17 protein-coding genes and 6 tRNA genes are annotated in these 16,341 nt (G+C 70.4%); 8 read left to right on the top strand and 15 right to left on the bottom strand.

All coding sequences use genetic code 11. From position 1 onward, the window contains the following. Positions 1–30: 30 nt before the first annotated feature. The 7 genes from MQN93_RS32050 to MQN93_RS32020 all read right to left on the bottom strand — a co-directional run bounded on the left by MQN93_RS32050 (position 31) and on the right by MQN93_RS32020 (position 7,701). The gene (locus MQN93_RS32050; RefSeq protein WP_242712319.1) at positions 31–2,769 is read right to left on the bottom strand and encodes an exo-rhamnogalacturonan lyase family protein; all 2,739 of its coding nucleotides are present in this window, start codon (positions 2,767–2,769) and stop codon (positions 31–33) included. Positions 2,770–2,905: 136 nt separating this feature from the next. Beyond that, positions 2,906–3,496 carry a hypothetical protein gene (locus MQN93_RS32045; protein WP_242712318.1) on the bottom strand — a complete coding sequence of 197 codons (591 nt, stop codon included), beginning with the start codon at positions 3,494–3,496 and terminating at the stop codon, positions 2,906–2,908. Positions 3,497–3,506: 10 nt separating this feature from the next. Beyond that, positions 3,507–4,397 (bottom strand): carbohydrate ABC transporter permease, encoded by an 891-nt coding sequence (locus MQN93_RS32040; RefSeq protein WP_242712317.1) that lies wholly within the window; start codon positions 4,395–4,397, stop codon positions 3,507–3,509. After that, on the bottom strand, positions 4,394–5,359 hold the full coding sequence (locus MQN93_RS32035) for a carbohydrate ABC transporter permease (RefSeq protein ID WP_242712316.1): 966 nt from the start codon (positions 5,357–5,359) through the stop codon (positions 4,394–4,396). Before MQN93_RS32035 ends, MQN93_RS32040 begins: the two co-directional genes overlap by 4 nt. 31 nt (positions 5,360–5,390) lie before the next feature. Continuing rightward, the gene (locus MQN93_RS32030; protein WP_242712315.1) at positions 5,391–6,680 is read right to left on the bottom strand and encodes an ABC transporter substrate-binding protein; all 1,290 of its coding nucleotides are present in this window, start codon (positions 6,678–6,680) and stop codon (positions 5,391–5,393) included. A gap of 354 nt (positions 6,681–7,034) precedes the next feature. Further along, positions 7,035–7,106: transfer RNA gene (locus MQN93_RS32025), tRNA-Val, on the bottom strand. 91 nt (positions 7,107–7,197) lie between these two features. Continuing rightward, entirely contained in the window at positions 7,198–7,701 is a 504-nt protein-coding gene (locus MQN93_RS32020; RefSeq protein ID WP_016434277.1) for a TIGR02611 family protein, read from the bottom strand. Between the two features lie 201 nt (positions 7,702–7,902). Here MQN93_RS32020 and MQN93_RS32015 point away from each other — a divergent pair, with 201 nt between their 5' ends. Beyond that, entirely contained in the window at positions 7,903–8,316 is a 414-nt protein-coding gene (locus tag MQN93_RS32015; protein WP_004002642.1) for an SsgA family sporulation/cell division regulator, read from the top strand. A 604-nt stretch (positions 8,317–8,920) separates the two neighbouring features. Further along, positions 8,921–9,481, top strand: coding sequence for a CGNR zinc finger domain-containing protein (locus MQN93_RS32010; RefSeq protein WP_242712314.1), 561 nt, complete (start codon positions 8,921–8,923; stop codon positions 9,479–9,481). Positions 9,482–9,550: 69 nt separating this feature from the next. Here MQN93_RS32010 and MQN93_RS32005 read toward each other — a convergent pair whose 3' ends face one another. Together MQN93_RS32005 and MQN93_RS32000 are read right to left on the bottom strand one after the other, a co-directional pair. Then, positions 9,551–9,703 (bottom strand): hypothetical protein, encoded by a 153-nt coding sequence (locus MQN93_RS32005; RefSeq protein WP_164932292.1) that lies wholly within the window; start codon positions 9,701–9,703, stop codon positions 9,551–9,553. Positions 9,704–9,870: 167 nt separating this feature from the next. Continuing rightward, entirely contained in the window at positions 9,871–10,314 is a 444-nt protein-coding gene (locus MQN93_RS32000; RefSeq protein WP_242712415.1) for a hypothetical protein, read from the bottom strand. 161 nt (positions 10,315–10,475) lie between these two features. On the opposite strand from MQN93_RS32000, the gene MQN93_RS31995 reads away from it, so the two are divergent. After that, complete coding sequence (locus tag MQN93_RS31995; RefSeq protein WP_242712313.1) at positions 10,476–10,997, top strand: DsbA family protein; 522 nt, start codon at positions 10,476–10,478, stop codon at positions 10,995–10,997. A gap of 22 nt (positions 10,998–11,019) precedes the next feature. On the opposite strand, the gene MQN93_RS31990 is transcribed toward MQN93_RS31995, so the two are convergent. The 3 genes from MQN93_RS31990 to MQN93_RS31980 are packed head-to-tail and all read right to left on the bottom strand — an operon-like array spanning position 11,020 to position 13,770. Next, positions 11,020–11,844, bottom strand: a complete 825-nt coding sequence (locus MQN93_RS31990) for a GNAT family N-acetyltransferase (protein WP_242712312.1) — start codon at positions 11,842–11,844, stop codon at positions 11,020–11,022. 52 nt (positions 11,845–11,896) lie between these two features. Then, positions 11,897–12,718, bottom strand: coding sequence for an aminotransferase class IV (locus MQN93_RS31985; protein WP_242712311.1), 822 nt, complete (start codon positions 12,716–12,718; stop codon positions 11,897–11,899). Between the two features lie 11 nt (positions 12,719–12,729). Further along, on the bottom strand, positions 12,730–13,770 hold the full coding sequence (locus MQN93_RS31980; protein ID WP_242712310.1) for a chorismate-binding protein: 1,041 nt from the start codon (positions 13,768–13,770) through the stop codon (positions 12,730–12,732). Positions 13,771–13,948: 178 nt separating this feature from the next. Between MQN93_RS31980 and MQN93_RS31975 the strand changes: the two genes are divergently transcribed. The 5 genes from MQN93_RS31975 (at position 13,949) to MQN93_RS31955 (ending at position 14,408) form a co-directional block, all read left to right on the top strand. Further along, positions 13,949–14,021 (top strand) — tRNA-Gly (locus tag MQN93_RS31975). Positions 14,022–14,060: 39 nt separating this feature from the next. Next, positions 14,061–14,134 (top strand) — tRNA-Cys (locus tag MQN93_RS31970). A gap of 1 nt (position 14,135) precedes the next feature. After that, a tRNA-Val gene (locus tag MQN93_RS31965) sits at positions 14,136–14,207 on the top strand. Positions 14,208–14,230: 23 nt separating this feature from the next. Next, positions 14,231–14,302: transfer RNA gene (locus MQN93_RS31960), tRNA-Val, on the top strand. A gap of 34 nt (positions 14,303–14,336) precedes the next feature. Continuing rightward, a tRNA-Val gene (locus tag MQN93_RS31955) sits at positions 14,337–14,408 on the top strand. Positions 14,409–14,468: 60 nt separating this feature from the next. Here the strand turns inward: MQN93_RS31955 and MQN93_RS31950 are convergent. The 3 genes from MQN93_RS31950 to MQN93_RS31940 all read right to left on the bottom strand — a co-directional run bounded on the left by MQN93_RS31950 (position 14,469) and on the right by MQN93_RS31940 (position 16,194). Continuing rightward, positions 14,469–14,765 (bottom strand): TFIIB-type zinc ribbon-containing protein, encoded by a 297-nt coding sequence (locus tag MQN93_RS31950; RefSeq protein WP_016434285.1) that lies wholly within the window; start codon positions 14,763–14,765, stop codon positions 14,469–14,471. 80 nt (positions 14,766–14,845) lie between these two features. After that, positions 14,846–15,790, bottom strand: a complete 945-nt coding sequence (locus tag MQN93_RS31945; protein ID WP_242712309.1) for a phosphotransferase family protein — start codon at positions 15,788–15,790, stop codon at positions 14,846–14,848. A 209-nt stretch (positions 15,791–15,999) separates the two neighbouring features. Beyond that, positions 16,000–16,194 carry a hypothetical protein gene (locus MQN93_RS31940; protein WP_016434287.1) on the bottom strand — a complete coding sequence of 65 codons (195 nt, stop codon included), beginning with the start codon at positions 16,192–16,194 and terminating at the stop codon, positions 16,000–16,002. Positions 16,195–16,341: the final 147 nt, after the last annotated feature.

Genomic DNA, 16,341 nt, shown 5'->3' with positions numbered 1-16,341 from the left:
GACCGACCACGACGGCATCGGCCGGCCCGCCTACGACGGCATCCTGTCGCCGAGAAGAGCCAGGTTCTCGATGGCGGCGAGGCCGTACAGCGCGGTGTCGTTGGACGACACCCACGCGGCCTCCTCGCCCGCGACGAGGGCGACCGGGCCGCTCAGCTTCTGCGTCGTCCACGGCGAGGACTCCTTGTAGCCGTCGGAGTCGTAGAACTTCGTCCACGCGCGCGTGGCGAGCTTCGCGTCGCCGGTCCGGACGGCGGCGTAGGCGTCGAGGCGCGAGTGGCCCTGGAAGAGCAGCAGGGAACCGAAGTCGGTGCCGTAGCGCGCCGCCTGCTCGGCCTTGGTGGCGTTGAAGTAGCGGCAGTAGTCGAGGTACGCCTCGTTGAACTTCGGCATGTCGACGAGGTCGATGAGCTCGGCGCACAGTTCGCCCAGGCCGAAGACGGCGGACAGGTGGGACACGGAGACCACGGGCTGGTCGGCGGTCGCGAACTCGCCGGTGTCCAGGTCGTAGAGCCCGCTGCCCTGCACGAAGCCGTTGGGCTGGGCGGCGATGCCCTTCATCGTCGACAACACCCGCGCCCTGGCCTTCTCCCACTTGAGCCCCTTGCGCTCCCACTCGGTCAGCCACGCCGACACCAGACCGCTCCAGTCCGTGCCGAACCCGATCGACAGGGCGTGCCGGTCCGGCGTGTAGGGGTCGGTGCGCACCTTGCGCAGCGGGTCGAGGACCAGGAAGGTCTCGTCGGAGTCGACGTTGGCGTGCATGAGGTCGCCGACGCGTTCGTCCGCGGTGAGGAAGTAGTAGTAGCGCCGGTAGGTGGTGTTGGCGATGCGCTGCTGCTTGGCGCTGTCGGCGTAGTGCTGCACGCCGTGCCGGGTACCGAGCCCCGCCCAGTCGCCCAGGTGGTAGACGTCGACCTCGCCGGTGTGCCGGGTGAGCGCCTCGGCGAAGCGGAAGATGTCCGCGCGTCCGGAGCGGAGGTAGGCGAACCAGAGCCAGAGGTCGGGCGAGAGCTCGGAGTTGTCCCAGGCGTAGCCGCCGATGTCGTACCGCCACTGGTGGCGCACGGTGTCGTAGGTGTGCATGAAGTCGCCGTAGTCCCAGAAGCCGTACCAACGGCGTTGCTCCACCTGGCCCTTGTAGTAGGTGAAGAGGAAGTCGAGGTGGTCCTCGATCCTCGCCTTGGCGGGGGTGGAGCGGTCGGGCTCGGAGTACAGGCCCGGCCCGAACACCTTCGCCTTGATGAGCTGCCTCGGCGGGGCGGCGAGCTGCGGCAACACCCGTACGGCCTCGACCTGTTGGGCCAGGGCCTCCGGGGAGGGCGTCGACTCGTTGGCCCAGAAGAGGAGTTCGGAGGTGCGGGCGATGCCGTAGGGGGTGCCGAACTCCGGCTCGTAGTCCTCGTAGGTGATCTCCAGGCCTTCGAGCTGCTTCGTGTACGTGTCCTGGCCCATGCCGTCGTGGTAGAAGCGCAGGTCCATGGGCTGCGCCTCGGGCGACCAGAGCCAGAGGGTGACCTCGGCCGCGTCGGTGTGGGCGTCGCGGATGTCGAGCTGCGCCGGGTACTTCTCCCAGAAGTCGCGCAGTCCGAAGGAGAGTCCGCCGCTCACACCGCCGACGTAGCCGAAGCCGGAGGCCCGTCTGCCGCCGCCCGCGCCGATCCAGCCGTACCCCTTCTCGGTGCGCTTGCGCAGCGTGAAGCCATCGGCGGAGAGCTGGGAGAGGGTGTAGTCGCCCCACTCGGGGATGTACGGGAGGCGGGTGGTGACCCGCTGGTCCCAGGTGGACGGATCGGGCAGCTTCCGGCCCGCGTACTGCGCCGCCTGCACGGCCGCGCCCGGGTCGCGGCGCAGACCGGTGATGCCCTGGACGGCCTCGCGCAGCAGTCCGGTGCCCTCGCCGCCGATCCGGATGTGCCGGTCGTACGGCTCGTCCCGCATCGGCACGGTGAAGCGCACGCCCAGCCCGCGGATGAAGTCACCGCTCGCCCGGCCCGGCTCCTGTGTGCCGTCGTAGGTGATGGTGTGCACCATGCGGAAGGAGTCGGCACCGGCGTAGAAGTACAGCCGGATGGAGAACGGCAGCCAACTCCGGCCGCCCTTGCGGTGCTTGCCGTCGATGCGGACCACCGCGCGCACCGGCCCGTCCTGTTCGACGGTGACGTCCGAGATCGCGCCGTCGAAGCGCTCGGTCCTGACCGTGCCCTGGTCCTCGTCCTCGATCTCGGGCTGGCGGATGAGGACCAGCCGGCCGTTCCTGGCGATCTCGGCCGCACCGCGGGTGACGGACCTGATGAGCGTGGAGCCGTTCTTGCCGATGCTCACGGTGATGACGCCGGTGGAGACGTCGATGGTGCCGCCGCTGCTGTCGACGGTGACCTTGTTGTCGGGGGCGGCGGCGTCACCGGCGGCGAGGGTCAGTTTGCCGGAGCCCGAACTCACCGCGTGGGCCGACCACTTGAGGGAGCCGTCGGGCCAGTACGCGAGCGGCCACGACTGCACCGGCACGGCCCTGCCGTCCGCGTCGGTGAGCGCGAAGGTCTGGTCCGGCCGGTACGCGCCCTTCGGCCACGGCACACCGACGGTGGAGCCCGGCGCGGCACCCAGGCCACCGTCCTCCAGCCAGTCCAGGGTCACGGGATCGGCGCCTGCGGCCTCGGTTCCGGGCGCGGCCTGCGCGTCCTCGGCGCCGAGCGCCCGGCTGAACGGTGCTGCGGCTCCGGCGACGGCGGCCGCCCTGAGAAGGGACCTGCGGGAGATGGGAGACATGAGAGCTCGGCCTTTCCTTTCCGTGAGGCAAGGTCTTTCCGGCGTGTATTGGTCAGGTACATGACAGATACAGACGTGACAGGTACAAGCACAGGCGCGGCGCTCGCGGCGTCCGCCTGGCGCGGGACGGCGCCCGTCAGCGGCGCCGGTGGCGCTCCTCCACGGCGACGGCCGCCGCCGCGACGGCTCCCAGGACGGGAACCGCGAGCGGCGCGACGAGCAGGGCGGAGCAGACGACGAGGCCCACTCCGCCGACCAGCAGGAAGGACCCGGCGGGGTCGAGGACGGTACGCCGGCCTGCCGCGGCGAGCACGTCCCGCCAGCGGGCGCCCGGCTTCCAGAGCGCCGTCGCGCGCAGTCCGGCCACGGCGAGCCCGATCAGCGCGAAGAGTCCGACGGCCCCGACGAGCGGTCCCCCGGGCAGCCCGGCGCGCACCGCCTGGATGTCCACCCAGGCCAGGCCGGCCGCGGCCCATCCGGCGAGCCCGACGGCCCAGCCGCCCCGCACGGCCGAGCGGAAGTCCCCCACGAACTCCCGCCACCCGCCGCCCTCGTGGGCCGTACGGCGGCGCAGATGCCGCGCCCCCGCGGCGAACGCCGCCGGGCCGGTCACCACGCCGAGCGAGGCCACTGCGATCCACACCCCGGTGAGCAGACACTCGGCGAAGACGCCGAACCGCTCCGCGAACACCGACTCCTTGCGTCCCTTCACCCGCGCATCGGCCATGGTGACCGCCTCAGCCCTTCAGTCCGGAGGTCGCCATTCCGTCGATCAGATAGCGCTGGAAGGCGAGGAAGAACAGCAGCACGGGCAGCAGCGCGACCAGGGACATCGCGATGAGCCCGCCGTAGTTGGCGGCGACGCCGTCGGAGTCGCGGAACATCATCATGCCGAGGGAGACGGTGTACTTGCCCGGCTCGTTGAGGTAGATCAACGGGCCCATGAAGTCGTTCCAGGCGTTGATGAAGGTGAAGATGGCGCTGGTGATGAGCGCGGGCCGGCACAGCGGCAGCACGATCGACCAGTAGATCCGGAAGTGCCCGCAGCCGTCGATGCGCGCCGCCTCGTCCAGCTCCCTGGGCAGGTTGCGCATGAACTGCACCATGAGGAAGACGAAGAAGGCCTCGGTGGCCAGGTACTTGCCCAGCAGCAGCGGCACATAGGTGTTGATGAGCTCCAGCTTCTGGAACATCACGTACTGCGGGATCAGCAGCACGTGGTACGGCAGCAGGAGTGTGCCGATCATCAGCGAGAACAGCAGGTTGCGGCCCGTGAAGCGGATCTTGGCGAAGGCGTACGCCGTCAGCGAGCAGGACAGGAGGATGCCGACGACGGCGCCACCCGCGTAGAGCAGGGAGTTCTGGAAGAAGGTCCAGATCGAGATGTCGGCGATGCCGTCCGCGAGACCCCTGAAGTTGTCGAGGATCGGGTGGCCGGGGAACAGCTGCAGGCTGTTGACGATGTCCTTGCTCGGCTTGAACGACGCGCCGATCACCCAGAACACGGGGTAGAGGACGACCGCCAGGATCAGCAGCGAGCCGATGTGCCAGACGAGCGAGCCCGTCCGCCTGCGGCCCGGGACCGGGCGCTCGGTGGTGGTGACCGGTTCGGTGGTGGTCGCGCTCATCGGACGCCCTCCGCGTCGTTCTCGTAGTGCACCCACTTCTTCTGCGACCAGAACAGGACGGCGGTCACCAGGGCCACGGCCAGCAGCAGCATCCAGGCCATCGCGGAGGCGAAGCCCATCTGGGCGTTCTTGAAGCCCTGCTGGTAGAGGTAGCAGGTGTAGACGAGCGTGGCGTCGGCCGGACCGCAGTACGTGTTGGAGACGACATAGGCCGAGCCGAAGATCTGGAACGAGTGGATGGTCTCCAGCAGGACGTTGAAGAACAGCACCGGCGAGATCATCGGCAGCGTGACGCTCCAGAACGTGCGGAAGGCACCGGCGCCGTCCAGCTCGGCGGCCTCGTACAGCTCCTTCGGCACCTGCTTCAGCCCGGCGAGGAAGATGACCATCGGTGCGCCGAACTGCCAGACGGTGAGCGCGACCAGGCAGTAGAGGATCCAGTCGGGGTTGCCGACCCAGCCGCCGACGTGCAGGCCGAAGACCGACATCGTACGGTCGACGACGGCGTCGTCGGAGAAGAGCGAGCGCCAGACGAAGGCGACGGAGACGCTCGCGCCGATGAGCGAGGGGGCGTAGAACGCGGCCCGGTAGAAGGCCTGTCCGCGTCTGCTCTGGGCGAGCAGCAGGGCGACGCCAAGGGCGAGCAGCAGCTTCAGGGGCGTGCCGATGACGACGTACTTGGCCGTCACCTCGACCGACTTCTGCCACCGCGGGTCGTCGAACATCCGGGTGAAATTGTCGAGACCGATCCACTTCGGGGTGTTGAAGAGGTTGTAGTCGGTGAACGCGAAGTAGAGCGAGGCGACCATGGGGCCCGCGGTCAGGAGCAAAAAGCCCGCGATCCACGGGGACATGAAGAGATAGCCGGCCAGGTTCTCCCGGCGGCCCCGCCGTTTGACGGCGGCCAGGGCGGTGGGGCGGGCCCTGCGGGTGGCGGGTGGTGAGTCCTTGACGAGCGTCACGGTGCTTCCCCATCGGTTCCGTCGGGTCCGGTCAGGCCTGGAAGGCGGCCTGTGCCTCGTCGAAGAACTGCTTCACCGCGTCGGAGGTCCTGACCTTGCCGAGGCCCAGGTCGCCGCCGATGCGCAGGAAGGAGGCCTCGATCGTGTCGGCGCCCGAGGGGTGCCGGGTGATCGCTCCGAGGACGCCGGCCTTGGCGGTGTCGGCCTCGTACTGCGCGATCTCCTTGTTCACCGCGTCCGTCGGCTTGAAGGCCTCGTACTGCTCGGAGGAGGCGAGGATGCCGCGGTCGTAGCCCATGATCTTTCCGACCTCGGGGTCGTGGACCATGAAGTCGATGAACTGGGCAACCTCCTTGGGGTGCGAGGTGCGCGCGGAGGCGCTCAGCATCAGGGAGGCGAGGTACTGGCCGGTGTGCTTGCCGTCCATGGTGGGGATCGGCGCGAGCCCGTACTCGCTGTCGCCCTCGGCCGAGTAGCGGACGGTGAAGTTGTCCCAGGTGAATTCCGAGGCGCCGTGCCCGGCGGAGAGCGAGGACTTGGGCCGGTCCTGGGCCACGATCTTGGGGTCGGTGACGAGCCCCGCCTTCACCCGGTTGTAGCCGTCCTGCCACCACTCCGTCAGATCGGCCTTGTCGAAACCGAGTCCGTCCTTGGTGTAGAACGCCTTTCCGTTCTGCCTGAGGTAGAGGTCGTACAGGTACATGATGCTGAAGTAGCCCGTGTCCCCCGGCACCTTGGTCCTGTCGTGGATCGTCTTCAGCGCCTTGAAGTACTCGTCCCAGGTCCAGCCGGTCTCCGGCTCGACGCCCGCCTTCTCGAAGACCTTCTTGTCGATGACCAGCGCCATGGTGTTGGAGCCGACCGGCACGGCGAGCTGCTTGCCGTCCACCTCACCGACCTCGGTGACGCCCGCTCGGAACTTGTCGAGGTGCAGATTGCCCGCTTCGATCTGCGACCGAAGGTCCAGCAGAATGCTTCTCTTGTCGTACTTCCTAAGGAAAGTGACGGCGTTTTGGAAAACGTCCGGCGGATTTCCTCCCGACGCCTGCGTCTGGAACTTCTCCCAGAAAGACACATAGTCCTGGAAGTCCGTCTTCACCTTGATCTTCGGATACTTCTTCTCGAAGAGCGCGATGGTCCGGTTGATCTTCTTGGCCCGCTCGTCAGCCCCCCACCACGAGTAACGGATCGTCACCGTCCCGTCGGCCGATGTGCCGCTGTCGCCCCCGCACCCCGTCGTCGCCGCCAGCCCCAGGGCGGCCGCCGAGGCCCCGGCGGCCTTCAGGATCGTTCGCCTCTCGACATTCCTGCTGGTTCCCACAGTCGGGTCCTCCCCGGCATCGTTGCCACCTGCATGAATCGTTTCAAGTAAGCGCTTGCTGGCACAAGCTACGGAGGACCCAGGGGTGCGTCAACGATTCGGACAGGAATTTCTCGCGGGCCGAGGCGGCGAGGCGACGGCGCACCTGGGGAGAGAGCGTCGAACCATCGGTGTTGCCGCAGGTGAGGCTCAAGGGGCCGACGGGTCGAACGCCAACTGATGGCCCGTACAAGGAAGTTGCCCGGTCGCAGCCCGGCGGAGCGGCCGGCCCGGAAAGGCCGGGCCCGGGCCCGCAGGAGGTGCTTGCGAACGACGACGGCCCGCCTGCTCTCGCAGACGGGCCGTCGGTCCGGGTGGGCGATACTGGGTTCGAACCAGTGACCTCTTCGGTGTGAACGAAGCGCTCTCCCACTGAGCTAATCGCCCGGGCGCAGGAAGAAGATTACCCCATGTCAGGGGGTGCCCGTGACCAGCGCGAACCCGCGTCGAACGGCCACGGCACCCCGCCGGGGACGGATCACTGGTCCTTGATCTTCCACGGCATCACGACGCCGAACTTCCAGAGGTAGATGCCGATCAGGACGCCCACGATCACGAGGCCGATCACCGTGAGCGTGATGTTGCGCCGGCGCACCTTGGGGTCGAGGGCCTTTTGAGCCGCCTCGGTGACCTTGCGCTTCGTCCACCGCAGGACCAGCTGGGCCCAGACGAACTCGGTCGCCCAGATGGCCATGCCGCCGAAGATCACGACCCAGCCGGGCCCGGGCAGCGGCAGCATGACGATGCCGGCGGCCACGACCGCGAGCCCGACGACGAAGACGCCGACCTGCCAGCTCAGATGCAGCGCGCGACGCCTCTTGATGAACGCGGGCGCCCTGGAGCCGAGCCCCTGCTCGCCGTGCGCATCGGCCTCGTTCGCCTTGCTCGCCTCATGCGTGTCCGCCGCGTCCGGCGTCGACTCGTCTGGTGCCACGGCGATCTCGCCCGCCCCGCCCTCGGTACCGCTACTCCCCGTATTCATACGGCCAAACTTTACCTTGCTTTGTGCGGCGGGACCCAGTCACCGGAATGGCCGTACCGCGCGAAGATGCTCTCGGCCGGAAGAGTTACGTAAAGACACGCAAAACACTCAGAGGGGTTTACAACGGCACCGTAGGTGGCATGTCGATTTCGCCGACGTGCGAATCCCCGAGCGCACACTGAGCGAAAGGCCCTGGCGCTTATGAACACCACGGTCAGCTGCGAGCTGCACCTGCGCCTCGTTGTGTCGAGCGAGTCCTCCCTGCCTGTCCCCGCAGGCCTGCGGTACGACACGGCCGACCCCTACGCCGTGCACGCCACCTTCCACACCGGAGCCGAGGAGACCGTCGAGTGGGTGTTCGCCCGCGACCTCCTCGCGGAAGGCCTCCACCGGCCGACCGGCACCGGCGACGTCCGCGTCTGGCCGTCGCGCAGTCACGGTCAGGGGGTCGTGTGCATCGCCCTGAGCTCTCCCGAGGGCGAGGCACTGCTCGAAGCCCCGGCGCGGGCGCTGGAGTCCTTCCTGAAGCGAACAGACGCCGCCGTGCCTCCCGGCACGGAACACCGGCATTTCGATCTGGATCAGGAGCTGTCGCACATCCTGGCGGAGAGCTAGGGCGAGGCACCTCGAAGCCGCCCGGCGCCGTCGACTCGGGGTGACGGCTCGGGCCAGAACAACTGCATACGGTACGCACCAGCGCCGCCACCGCGGCTTCGTCACGGGGCGGCGCAGGTGTGTGCGGGGGTGGCGCCGGGGTGGACGGGACCGCGCCGGGGTGGGCGGGGGCGGTGCCGGGGCGCGTGGGGCGACGCCGGGGTGCCGGGGTGGCGGGGCGGCGTCGGCGTGTGGGGGGGGTCGCGCCGGGTGCTCGGGGGTGGCGCCAGGGCGCGCGGGGCGATGCCGGGGTGGGCGGGGCGGCGCCGAGGTGCCGGGGTGGCGAGGCGGCGCCGGTGTGTGCGGGGGTGGCGCCGGGGTGCCCGGGGTCGTGCCGGGCGCGCGGGGGCCGTGCCGGAGTGAGCGGGGCGCCGCCAGTGTGCGCGGGCCCGCTGCCGACGAGCTCCCGACGGCGGAGTCACTGCGGGCCCTCTGCCGACGAGTTCACGGCGGCGGAGTCGCGGGCCCACCGTGCGGCACGACCGCCCGCAGCATTGTGCCGAGCCACTACCATCGGCCAGCATGAGGCGGGCGCCCGCCCGACCCCCAGGCCAGGGAGCTGAACGTGCTCATCACCCACGACACCCGGTGCGCGCTCGACACGGTGGTGGATCTGGTGAACACCGCGCCGGAGGACAACGCGGCGCCGGACGGGCTGCCGGACGTCGCGGCTCTCGAGGAATTCGTACAGAGCCACGAGATCAGCGACGTCGGGACGCTCTCGGACTTCGATCTGTCGGCCGTGCGGAAGATCCGCGGCCGTTTCGCCTCGGTCTTCGCGGCGCCGGACGCCCGAAGCGCGGCCGGGCAGATCAACGAGCTCGTCGCCGCCGCGGGCACCACCCCGCGGCTCACGGACCACGACGGCTACGACTGGCATGTGCACTACTTCGCGCCCGGTGCCTCCGTCGCCGATCACCTCGCGGCCGACTGCGGGATGGCGCTGGCGTTCTTCGTGGTGGCCGGTGAGCAGGAGCGGCTGCGGCGCTGCGAGGCCCCCGACTGCCGGCGTGCCTTCGTCGATCTCTCCCGCAACCGCTCGCGGCGGTACTGCGACAGCCGCACCTGCGGAAACCGTCTGCATGTGGCGGCGTACCGGGCACGGCGCAAGGAGGCGGCGGGCTGACGCCCGGCCGGCGCGCGTCGGTTGTCGACGTGGTCCCCGGCGGGTGACGCCGAGGACCACGGGTACGGCTCACAGCAACAGCAGGTCGTGCAGCGCAGCCATGAGGAGCAGACACCCGATCACCGCAAGGAAGATCATCAGCGGTGGCTGGGAAAGGGCGAAAAGGCATCCGCGCGGCTCGTCCTTCGGCGGCGCGGCATCGCTCTGTGTCGTGTCCAGCATCTCGCGGCGATGATGACGCAGACTGCAGGTCCGGCGCGATCAACACGCACGGATTGAGCGGCAGTTCTCCGGATTACGCGCAGACCGGTACTGGTCGTGATCGCTTCGCGGCAGAGCGTTGATCCACTGTGTCGTTTCAGTCCGCGGCGGATCTCACCCGGCGACGGTCATATGCCGTGCTTCTTCAGGATGGCCTCGATGTCGCTGAAGTCGTCCGCGGAGTCGGAGCGGGGCGCGCTCGCAGGCTTGCCGGCCGGACGGCTCCCCTGGCCGAGGGAGGGCGCCGAGGCCGTCGGGGCGACCGCTTCGCGCCGCTCGGCGGCCCTGGCCTGCCTGCGCTCCTTGCGGGTGCCGCCACGGCGGCGCTCCACCGCGCGGGTGGTGGAGAACAGCAGCCAGGCGACGCCGAGCACGCCGAAGCCCGCCCAGGCCGTCGGACTGAAGGCGGTGTCCGCCAGCCACTGGACCGTGCCGGTCATCACCAGGCCCAGGGGCACGAGCGAGTACGCGGCGAGACGGGCGGCGGAGAGGAAGCGCTTGCGGTACGCCGTGACCGCCGCGATGCCCAGGCCTGCCGCGGCGACGGCGGAACAGACGGTCTCGGCAATCATCCGGTCCTCCAGGCAGGCTCGGTCGAGCAGGGGCAGTTCGTCCCTTCCATCCTGCACCGCTCTGCCCCCGCGAGGCCATGGTCCGGGCGGACATCAGGGACATCTCCGGGTCGACTCATCCGTAGGTGCCGGTCGCGGGCCCGGGCTGGGAGACTGTGACCATGAACGACTCCTCCCCCGCCGCCCGCACCGTGCCCGTTCTCGAGGTCTGGTGCGAGCTCCAGTGCCCCGACTGCCGCAGCGCCCTGCGGGACCTGCGCGCACTGCGCGACCGTTACGGCGACCGGTTGGAGCTGCGGCTGCGGCACTTCCCCCGGGAGAAGCACCGGCACGCCTTCGCCGCGGCGCAGGCCGCCGAGGAGGCCTTCGAGCAGGGCAAGGGCTGGCCGTACGTCGAGGCCGTGCTGGAGCGGGTCGAGGAGCTGGACCGTGAGGGAGAACCCTTCCTGGTCGAGGTGGCCGGTGAACTCGGTCTCGACGCCGAGGAGTTCGACACCGCGCTGATCGACGGGCGGCACATCCTGATCGTCGACGCCGACCAGGCCGAGGGCAAGGCGATCGGCGTGACCGGTACGCCGACGTACGTCATCGGCGGAGAGCTCCTGGACGGCAGCAAGAGCCAGGAGGGGCTGCGCGAGCGGATCGAGGAGATCGCGGACCGGCTGACGGCCGAGGGGGCCTGAGCCCGGAGCAGGCCCGTGCGTCTCAGAGCAGGTTCTTGTACAGGACGTACCGCGTCGTCTCGTAGCCGAGTGACTCGTACAGCCGCTCGGCCGGGGTGTTGCCCGCGAACACATTGAGCCCGAGGACGCTCCGGCCGGCCTCGATCGCCTGCGTCTCCGCGAGGAGCATGAGCGTACGGCCGTGTCCGCGGCCGCGGTGGGCCGCGTAGGCCTGGACATCGAAGACGTAGGCCTTGTCCTCGGGCAGGGCGATCCAGAGGGTGCCCACCCGGGTTCCCTCGTGTTCGAGCACGCTGAACCGCATGCCCTCGGTGGCGAGGCCCTGCGGCAGGAGCGTCGCGTGGCTCCTGAGGGACATCTCGTGCGCATCGGTCTCGGGGACGCCCCGCTCGATCCACACGCGCGCGTAGGCCTCCTTCTCGGTCGCGAGCCACTCCTCGAACTCGGGCTCGGTCATGGGGCGGCCCGCGCTGCCGGCCGGCAGGGTGGGCGGGGTGTCGCCGAGCTGCTTCTCCATGCCGCGGTTGCGGTGGACGTAGCCGAGCGCACCGGCGAGCCGCAGCGCGGCCCCGGCGTCGCCGGGCACGAGCGCCTCCATCTGCCGGCATCCCCAGCCGCGCGCCACCTCCTCCGCGGCGAGCGCGGCCACCGTGCCCCGGCCCCGGTGGCGGTCCGGTTCGTCGATGCGCAGATCGAGGATGCGGGCCACGGAGTCCGGGAACTGGGGCGCGGTGCCGAGGCGGACGGTGCCGACGGGGCGGCTGTTCACGCACACCTGGTAGCGCCGCGAACGGGTCCCGTCCGCGGCGCGCTGGAGCGGCTCGGTCGGCCGCAGAGTCGTGGTCATCAGGGGAGTTCTACCCGCCGTGCCCCACCGTGTCAGCCTGTTTTCCCGGCGCTCACGGATCTTGGTCGTCCGCCGAGCGCTCGTCGGAGACCCGTACGGCCTTGGCGGTCACCGGGCCGGGCGTGCCCGGCAGTTCGCGCCCGTCGACACGGTGCACGGCCTGGATGTCCCTCAGGGAGGAGGTGAGGAAGACCTCGTCCGCGCGTTCCAGGACGTCCAGCGGCAGGTCGGTCTCCTTCGCGCCGGTCCACTCGACGACCAGCGCGCGCGTGATGCCCGCGAGGCAGCCGGAGGCCACGGGCGGCGTGTGGATCTCGCCGTCGAGGACGACGAAGACGTTGGAGCCGGTGCCCTCGCACAGCTGCCCGGCCGTGTTCGCGAACAGGGCCTCGGACGCGCCCTGTTGGTGGGCGCGGGCGAGTGCGACGACGTTCTCGGCGTACGAGGTCGTCTTCAGGCCGGTCAGGGCGCCGCGTTCGTTGCGGGTCCACGGGACGGTGATCACGGCCGTGGAGTCGGGGCGCCGGGTGGCCTCGCCGAGGGCGACCACGAGCGTCGGACCGTGCTCACCGCGGTCGGAGCCGAGCGGGCCGTGACCGCCGGTGTACGTGATGCGCAGCCGTCCGTACGGCATCGGGTTGGCGTCGAGGACGGCGGCGCACGCGCGCCGCACCTCGTCGAGGTCGGGGTCGGGCAGGCCGAGGCCGCGCGCGGAACGGGTCAGCCGGTCGAGGTGCCTGGTGAGCGCGAACGGCCTGCCGTCCACCGCTTTCACCGTCTCGAAGATGCCGTCGCCCACGGTCAGTCCGTGGTCGAAGACGGAGACGCGGGCGGACTCGATGTCCTGCAGCCCGCCGTCGAGCCAGATCTTCACTGGTGCCCACCTCACAAGTCCGCGCCGCTCACCTCGTACGTCCCCGACGCTACCGCGAGCAGCCGGGACGCCTTCAGCTCGGTCTCGCGCCACTCCGCCTCGGGGTCGGAGCCCCAGGTGATACCGGCGCCTGTGCCGAAGCGCAGAGCGCCCTCCGCGCGGTCGATCCAGAAGGTACGGATGCCGACGGCGAGCTCGGCCGTCCCGCGGTCGGCGTCGACCCAGCCGATGCCCCCGCAGTACGGACCGCGCGGTGCACGCTCCAGCGCGTCGATGATCCGCAGGGCGCTGGACTTGGGAGCACCGGTGACCGAGCCGGGCGGGAAGGCGGCGTCGAGCAGTTCGGGCCAGCCGGCGCCCGCGCGCAGCTCGCCGCGGACCGTGGAGACGAGATGGACGAGCCCGGGGTGCTTCTCCACGGCGCACAGGTCGGGGACGGTGACGCTGCCGGTGGCGCAGACGCGCCCGATGTCGTTGCGGACCAGGTCCACGATCATCACGTTCTCGGCGTAGTCCTTGTCCAGCAGATCCGCCTCGGTGCGGCCCGTGCCCTTGATCGGCCCGGACTCGACGACGCGCCCGGCGCGGCGCAGGAACAGCTCGGGCGAGGCGGTGGCGATCTCGACACCGTGCCCGGGCAGCCGGATCGTTCCTGCGTACGGCGCCGGGTTGCCGCGCGCCAGCAGCGCGGTCAGCGCGTCCACGTCCGCCTCGGGCGGGACGGGTGCGGACAACACTCGGCACAGGTTCGCCTGGTAGACCTCACCGGCCGCGATGAGTTCACGGATGCGCCGCACGCCCGCCGTGTACGCGGCGCGGTCGAGCGAGGACGTCCAGTCACCGGCGGCCGGTCCCCGCCACCGGCCGGGCACCGGCGGAGGCACCCGCTCGTCCCGTACGTCCCGGAAGCGGGCGCATGTCAACCGGCCCTCGAAATCCGCCACGACGGCCCAGAAGCCGGTGGAGTCGAGGGCCGCCGGATCGCCGGTGACGTCGAGGAGCCCGGTGGCGACACGGTCGCCGAAACGGGCCAGAGGTGGCAGGTCGAGCACGCTGTCGAGTCTAGGGCGGGTGTCGTGAAGGTGACCCGGCCGTGTCCCCTCGGCGGCCCCGGCCGCATCACCGAGCAGGTGCAGCGCAGCACGCTGCGCAAACGCGTTTTTGTACTGGCTCCGGAATCCGCTAGAGTTCACCTCGTCGCCGGGACGCGTGAGCGGACCGAAACGACAGGCGGACGTAGCTCAGTTGGTAGAGCGCAACCTTGCCAAGGTTGAGGTCGCGAGTTCGAGCCTCGTCGTCCGCTCGAAGGATCGAGGGGATCTTCCCGACCCCCTGCACTCCTGGTGGAGTGGCCGAGAGGCGAGGCAACGGCCTGCAAAGCCGTCTACACGGGTTCAAATCCCGTCTCCACCTCCAAGGACGATTAGCTCAGCGGGAGAGCGCTTCCCTGACACGGAAGAGGTCACTGGTTCAATCCCAGTATCGTCCACTGAAGCCCCAGGGCTTCCACCCGCGCGATTAGCTCAGCGGGAGAGCGCTTCCCTGACACGGAAGAGGTCACTGGTTCAATCCCAGTATCGCGCACGCAGCACCCACGACCTGCGGTTCGTGGTCCCGAGGACGATTAGCTCAGCGGGAGAGCGCTTCCCTGACACGGAAGAGGTCACTGGTTCAATCCCAGTATCGTCCACACACCGAAGCCCCCGGCCCTGCGGCCGGGGGCTTCGTCGTCCGTCGGTGGCCGTCGGCGTCAGCTGGAGAACAGCATGTGGCCGAAGCTCTTGTGGCGGTGGTGGCCGCCGTGGCCGCCGTAGTGGCCCCCGTGGCCACCGTGCGGGGCGCCCCAGGCGGGCGCGGGCGCGGCCGGGTACGCCTGCGGAGCGCCCGGGGGCGGCGGCGCGGGCTGGCTCCACTGGGACTCCAGACGGGTCAGCGCCTCCAGCTCGCCGTAGTCGAGAAAGATTCCACGACAGCCGCTGCACTGCTCGATCTGAACACCGTTGCGGTTGTACGTGTGCATCGGCGCATGGCACTTCGGACACTGCATGGTCGGCTCAACTCCTCGCCGGTCGGTCCTGCTTCGTGTTTCGCCAGGACAGACTCTGTCCGGCTGCGGTCGGTTGCACCTTACTTCGCACAGCCCGTGCTCAACTCCGGCGGGAGCGAGGTCATTCGGGCACATGCGTCGATCATGGACACCTCGACCTCGTCGAGCGGGCGGCCCTCCACCACGGCCTTGGCGACGGCACGGGCGGCCGTCTGCACCGTGAGGGCGCGGGCCGGGATGTCCAGGGCGGGCCAGGGGTCGCCGTCGGCGGGGACGGCCGGACCGCCGGCCGCGCGGTAGGCGGTGAGGAAGCGGGTCCATTCGTCGGGTGGCAGGAGCCCGCAGGCGTACCAGGCGGCCGGGCGGGCCAGGTCCCAGGACGGGACGCCGGTGCCGAGGTCGTCCACGTCGATCAGCAGCCAGGGGCCGTCGGGGGCGGGGTGGCGGACGAGCTGGCCGAGGTGGAGGTCACCGTGGCAGAGGGTGCTGTCGTCCGGCATGGGGGCCTCGTCCCGCGCCCAGGCGGGCAGGGCGGCCCAGGCCTTGAGGACGGGTGACGTGGCGGGGTGGGTGCGGCCCGTCGCCGTGAGGCGGGTGACGGCCCGGGCCGCCTTGGCCGGACCTCGCATGGGAGGCAAGGGGGTTGGGGCGGGGGTGCGGTGGAGGCGGGCGAGGAGGGTGGCCGCGGCTTCCCAGGGGGCGGCTTCGGGGGTGTCCGGGTCCACGGGGGTGCCGTAGGGCCAGAACGTGACGAGGCGGGCGTGCGGGGTCAGGTCGACGGGGGCCGGGCTGAGCGGGGCGAGGAGGATGCCGGGCAGGCGGGTGGCAGTGGCGAGGCGGGGGACGAGGTCGCCGAGGGGGGTGCCCGGGGCGTGGGCCTTGGCGACGGTGTCCGCGTGACGCACGACGGTGGCGTCGGGACGGTCGGCGAGGGTCGCCGCTGTGCAGGGGCAGGTGTCCGTGCGCGGATGCGCCCTGGCCTTGGCTCTGGCGGTGAGCTCGGAGAGCAGGGGGGTGGTGGTCACGGGGCTCCCTGGGGCGGCGGTTCTGCCACGAGGGTAAGGCGGGGCGGTGCCCGGACGGCGGCTCCGTCGGGGGTACGAGGGCAAAAGCAATGCCGGCGCAGCTCCCCAGCTGCGCCGGCATTTTTGCCGTCCGCCGCACCCCCGTCCCCACGGGGTTTCATGGGTGGATGTCCCCGCCCGGACCGCTCTTCCGGGCCTGGGGTCGCCGCTCAGCGCCCCAGCATCACACCCACGGACGACGCCTGTGTGGCCACTGTCTCCCAGCCGTCGAAGACGAAGAAGAGCAGGGCTGCCAGGGGAAGGGCCATCAGCGTCGCCACCAGGGGGTGGCGGCGGCCCGTGCGGCGGCGGAACGTGTACCGCTCCTGTGTGCGGATCATCGTCCGCGGTGCCGTGTGGGCCATGGTCCCTCTCCCGACCGATCTCAGTTGTCGTGTGCAGCGGCGGGTGTCTGACCTCGGGGGACGAGTGCTGCACCCGCCGCTTGACCTCAAATCTAGGCGTCCGGGGCCAACCGCACGTCATGCCCTCGTACCGATTGGCGGGCCTCC

The organism is Streptomyces spinosisporus, from assembly GCF_022698145.1.
GTDB classification, from domain to species: Bacteria; Actinomycetota; Actinomycetes; order Streptomycetales; family Streptomycetaceae; genus Streptomyces; species Streptomyces spinosisporus.
This window is presented reverse-complemented; position numbering and strand designations above follow the sequence as displayed.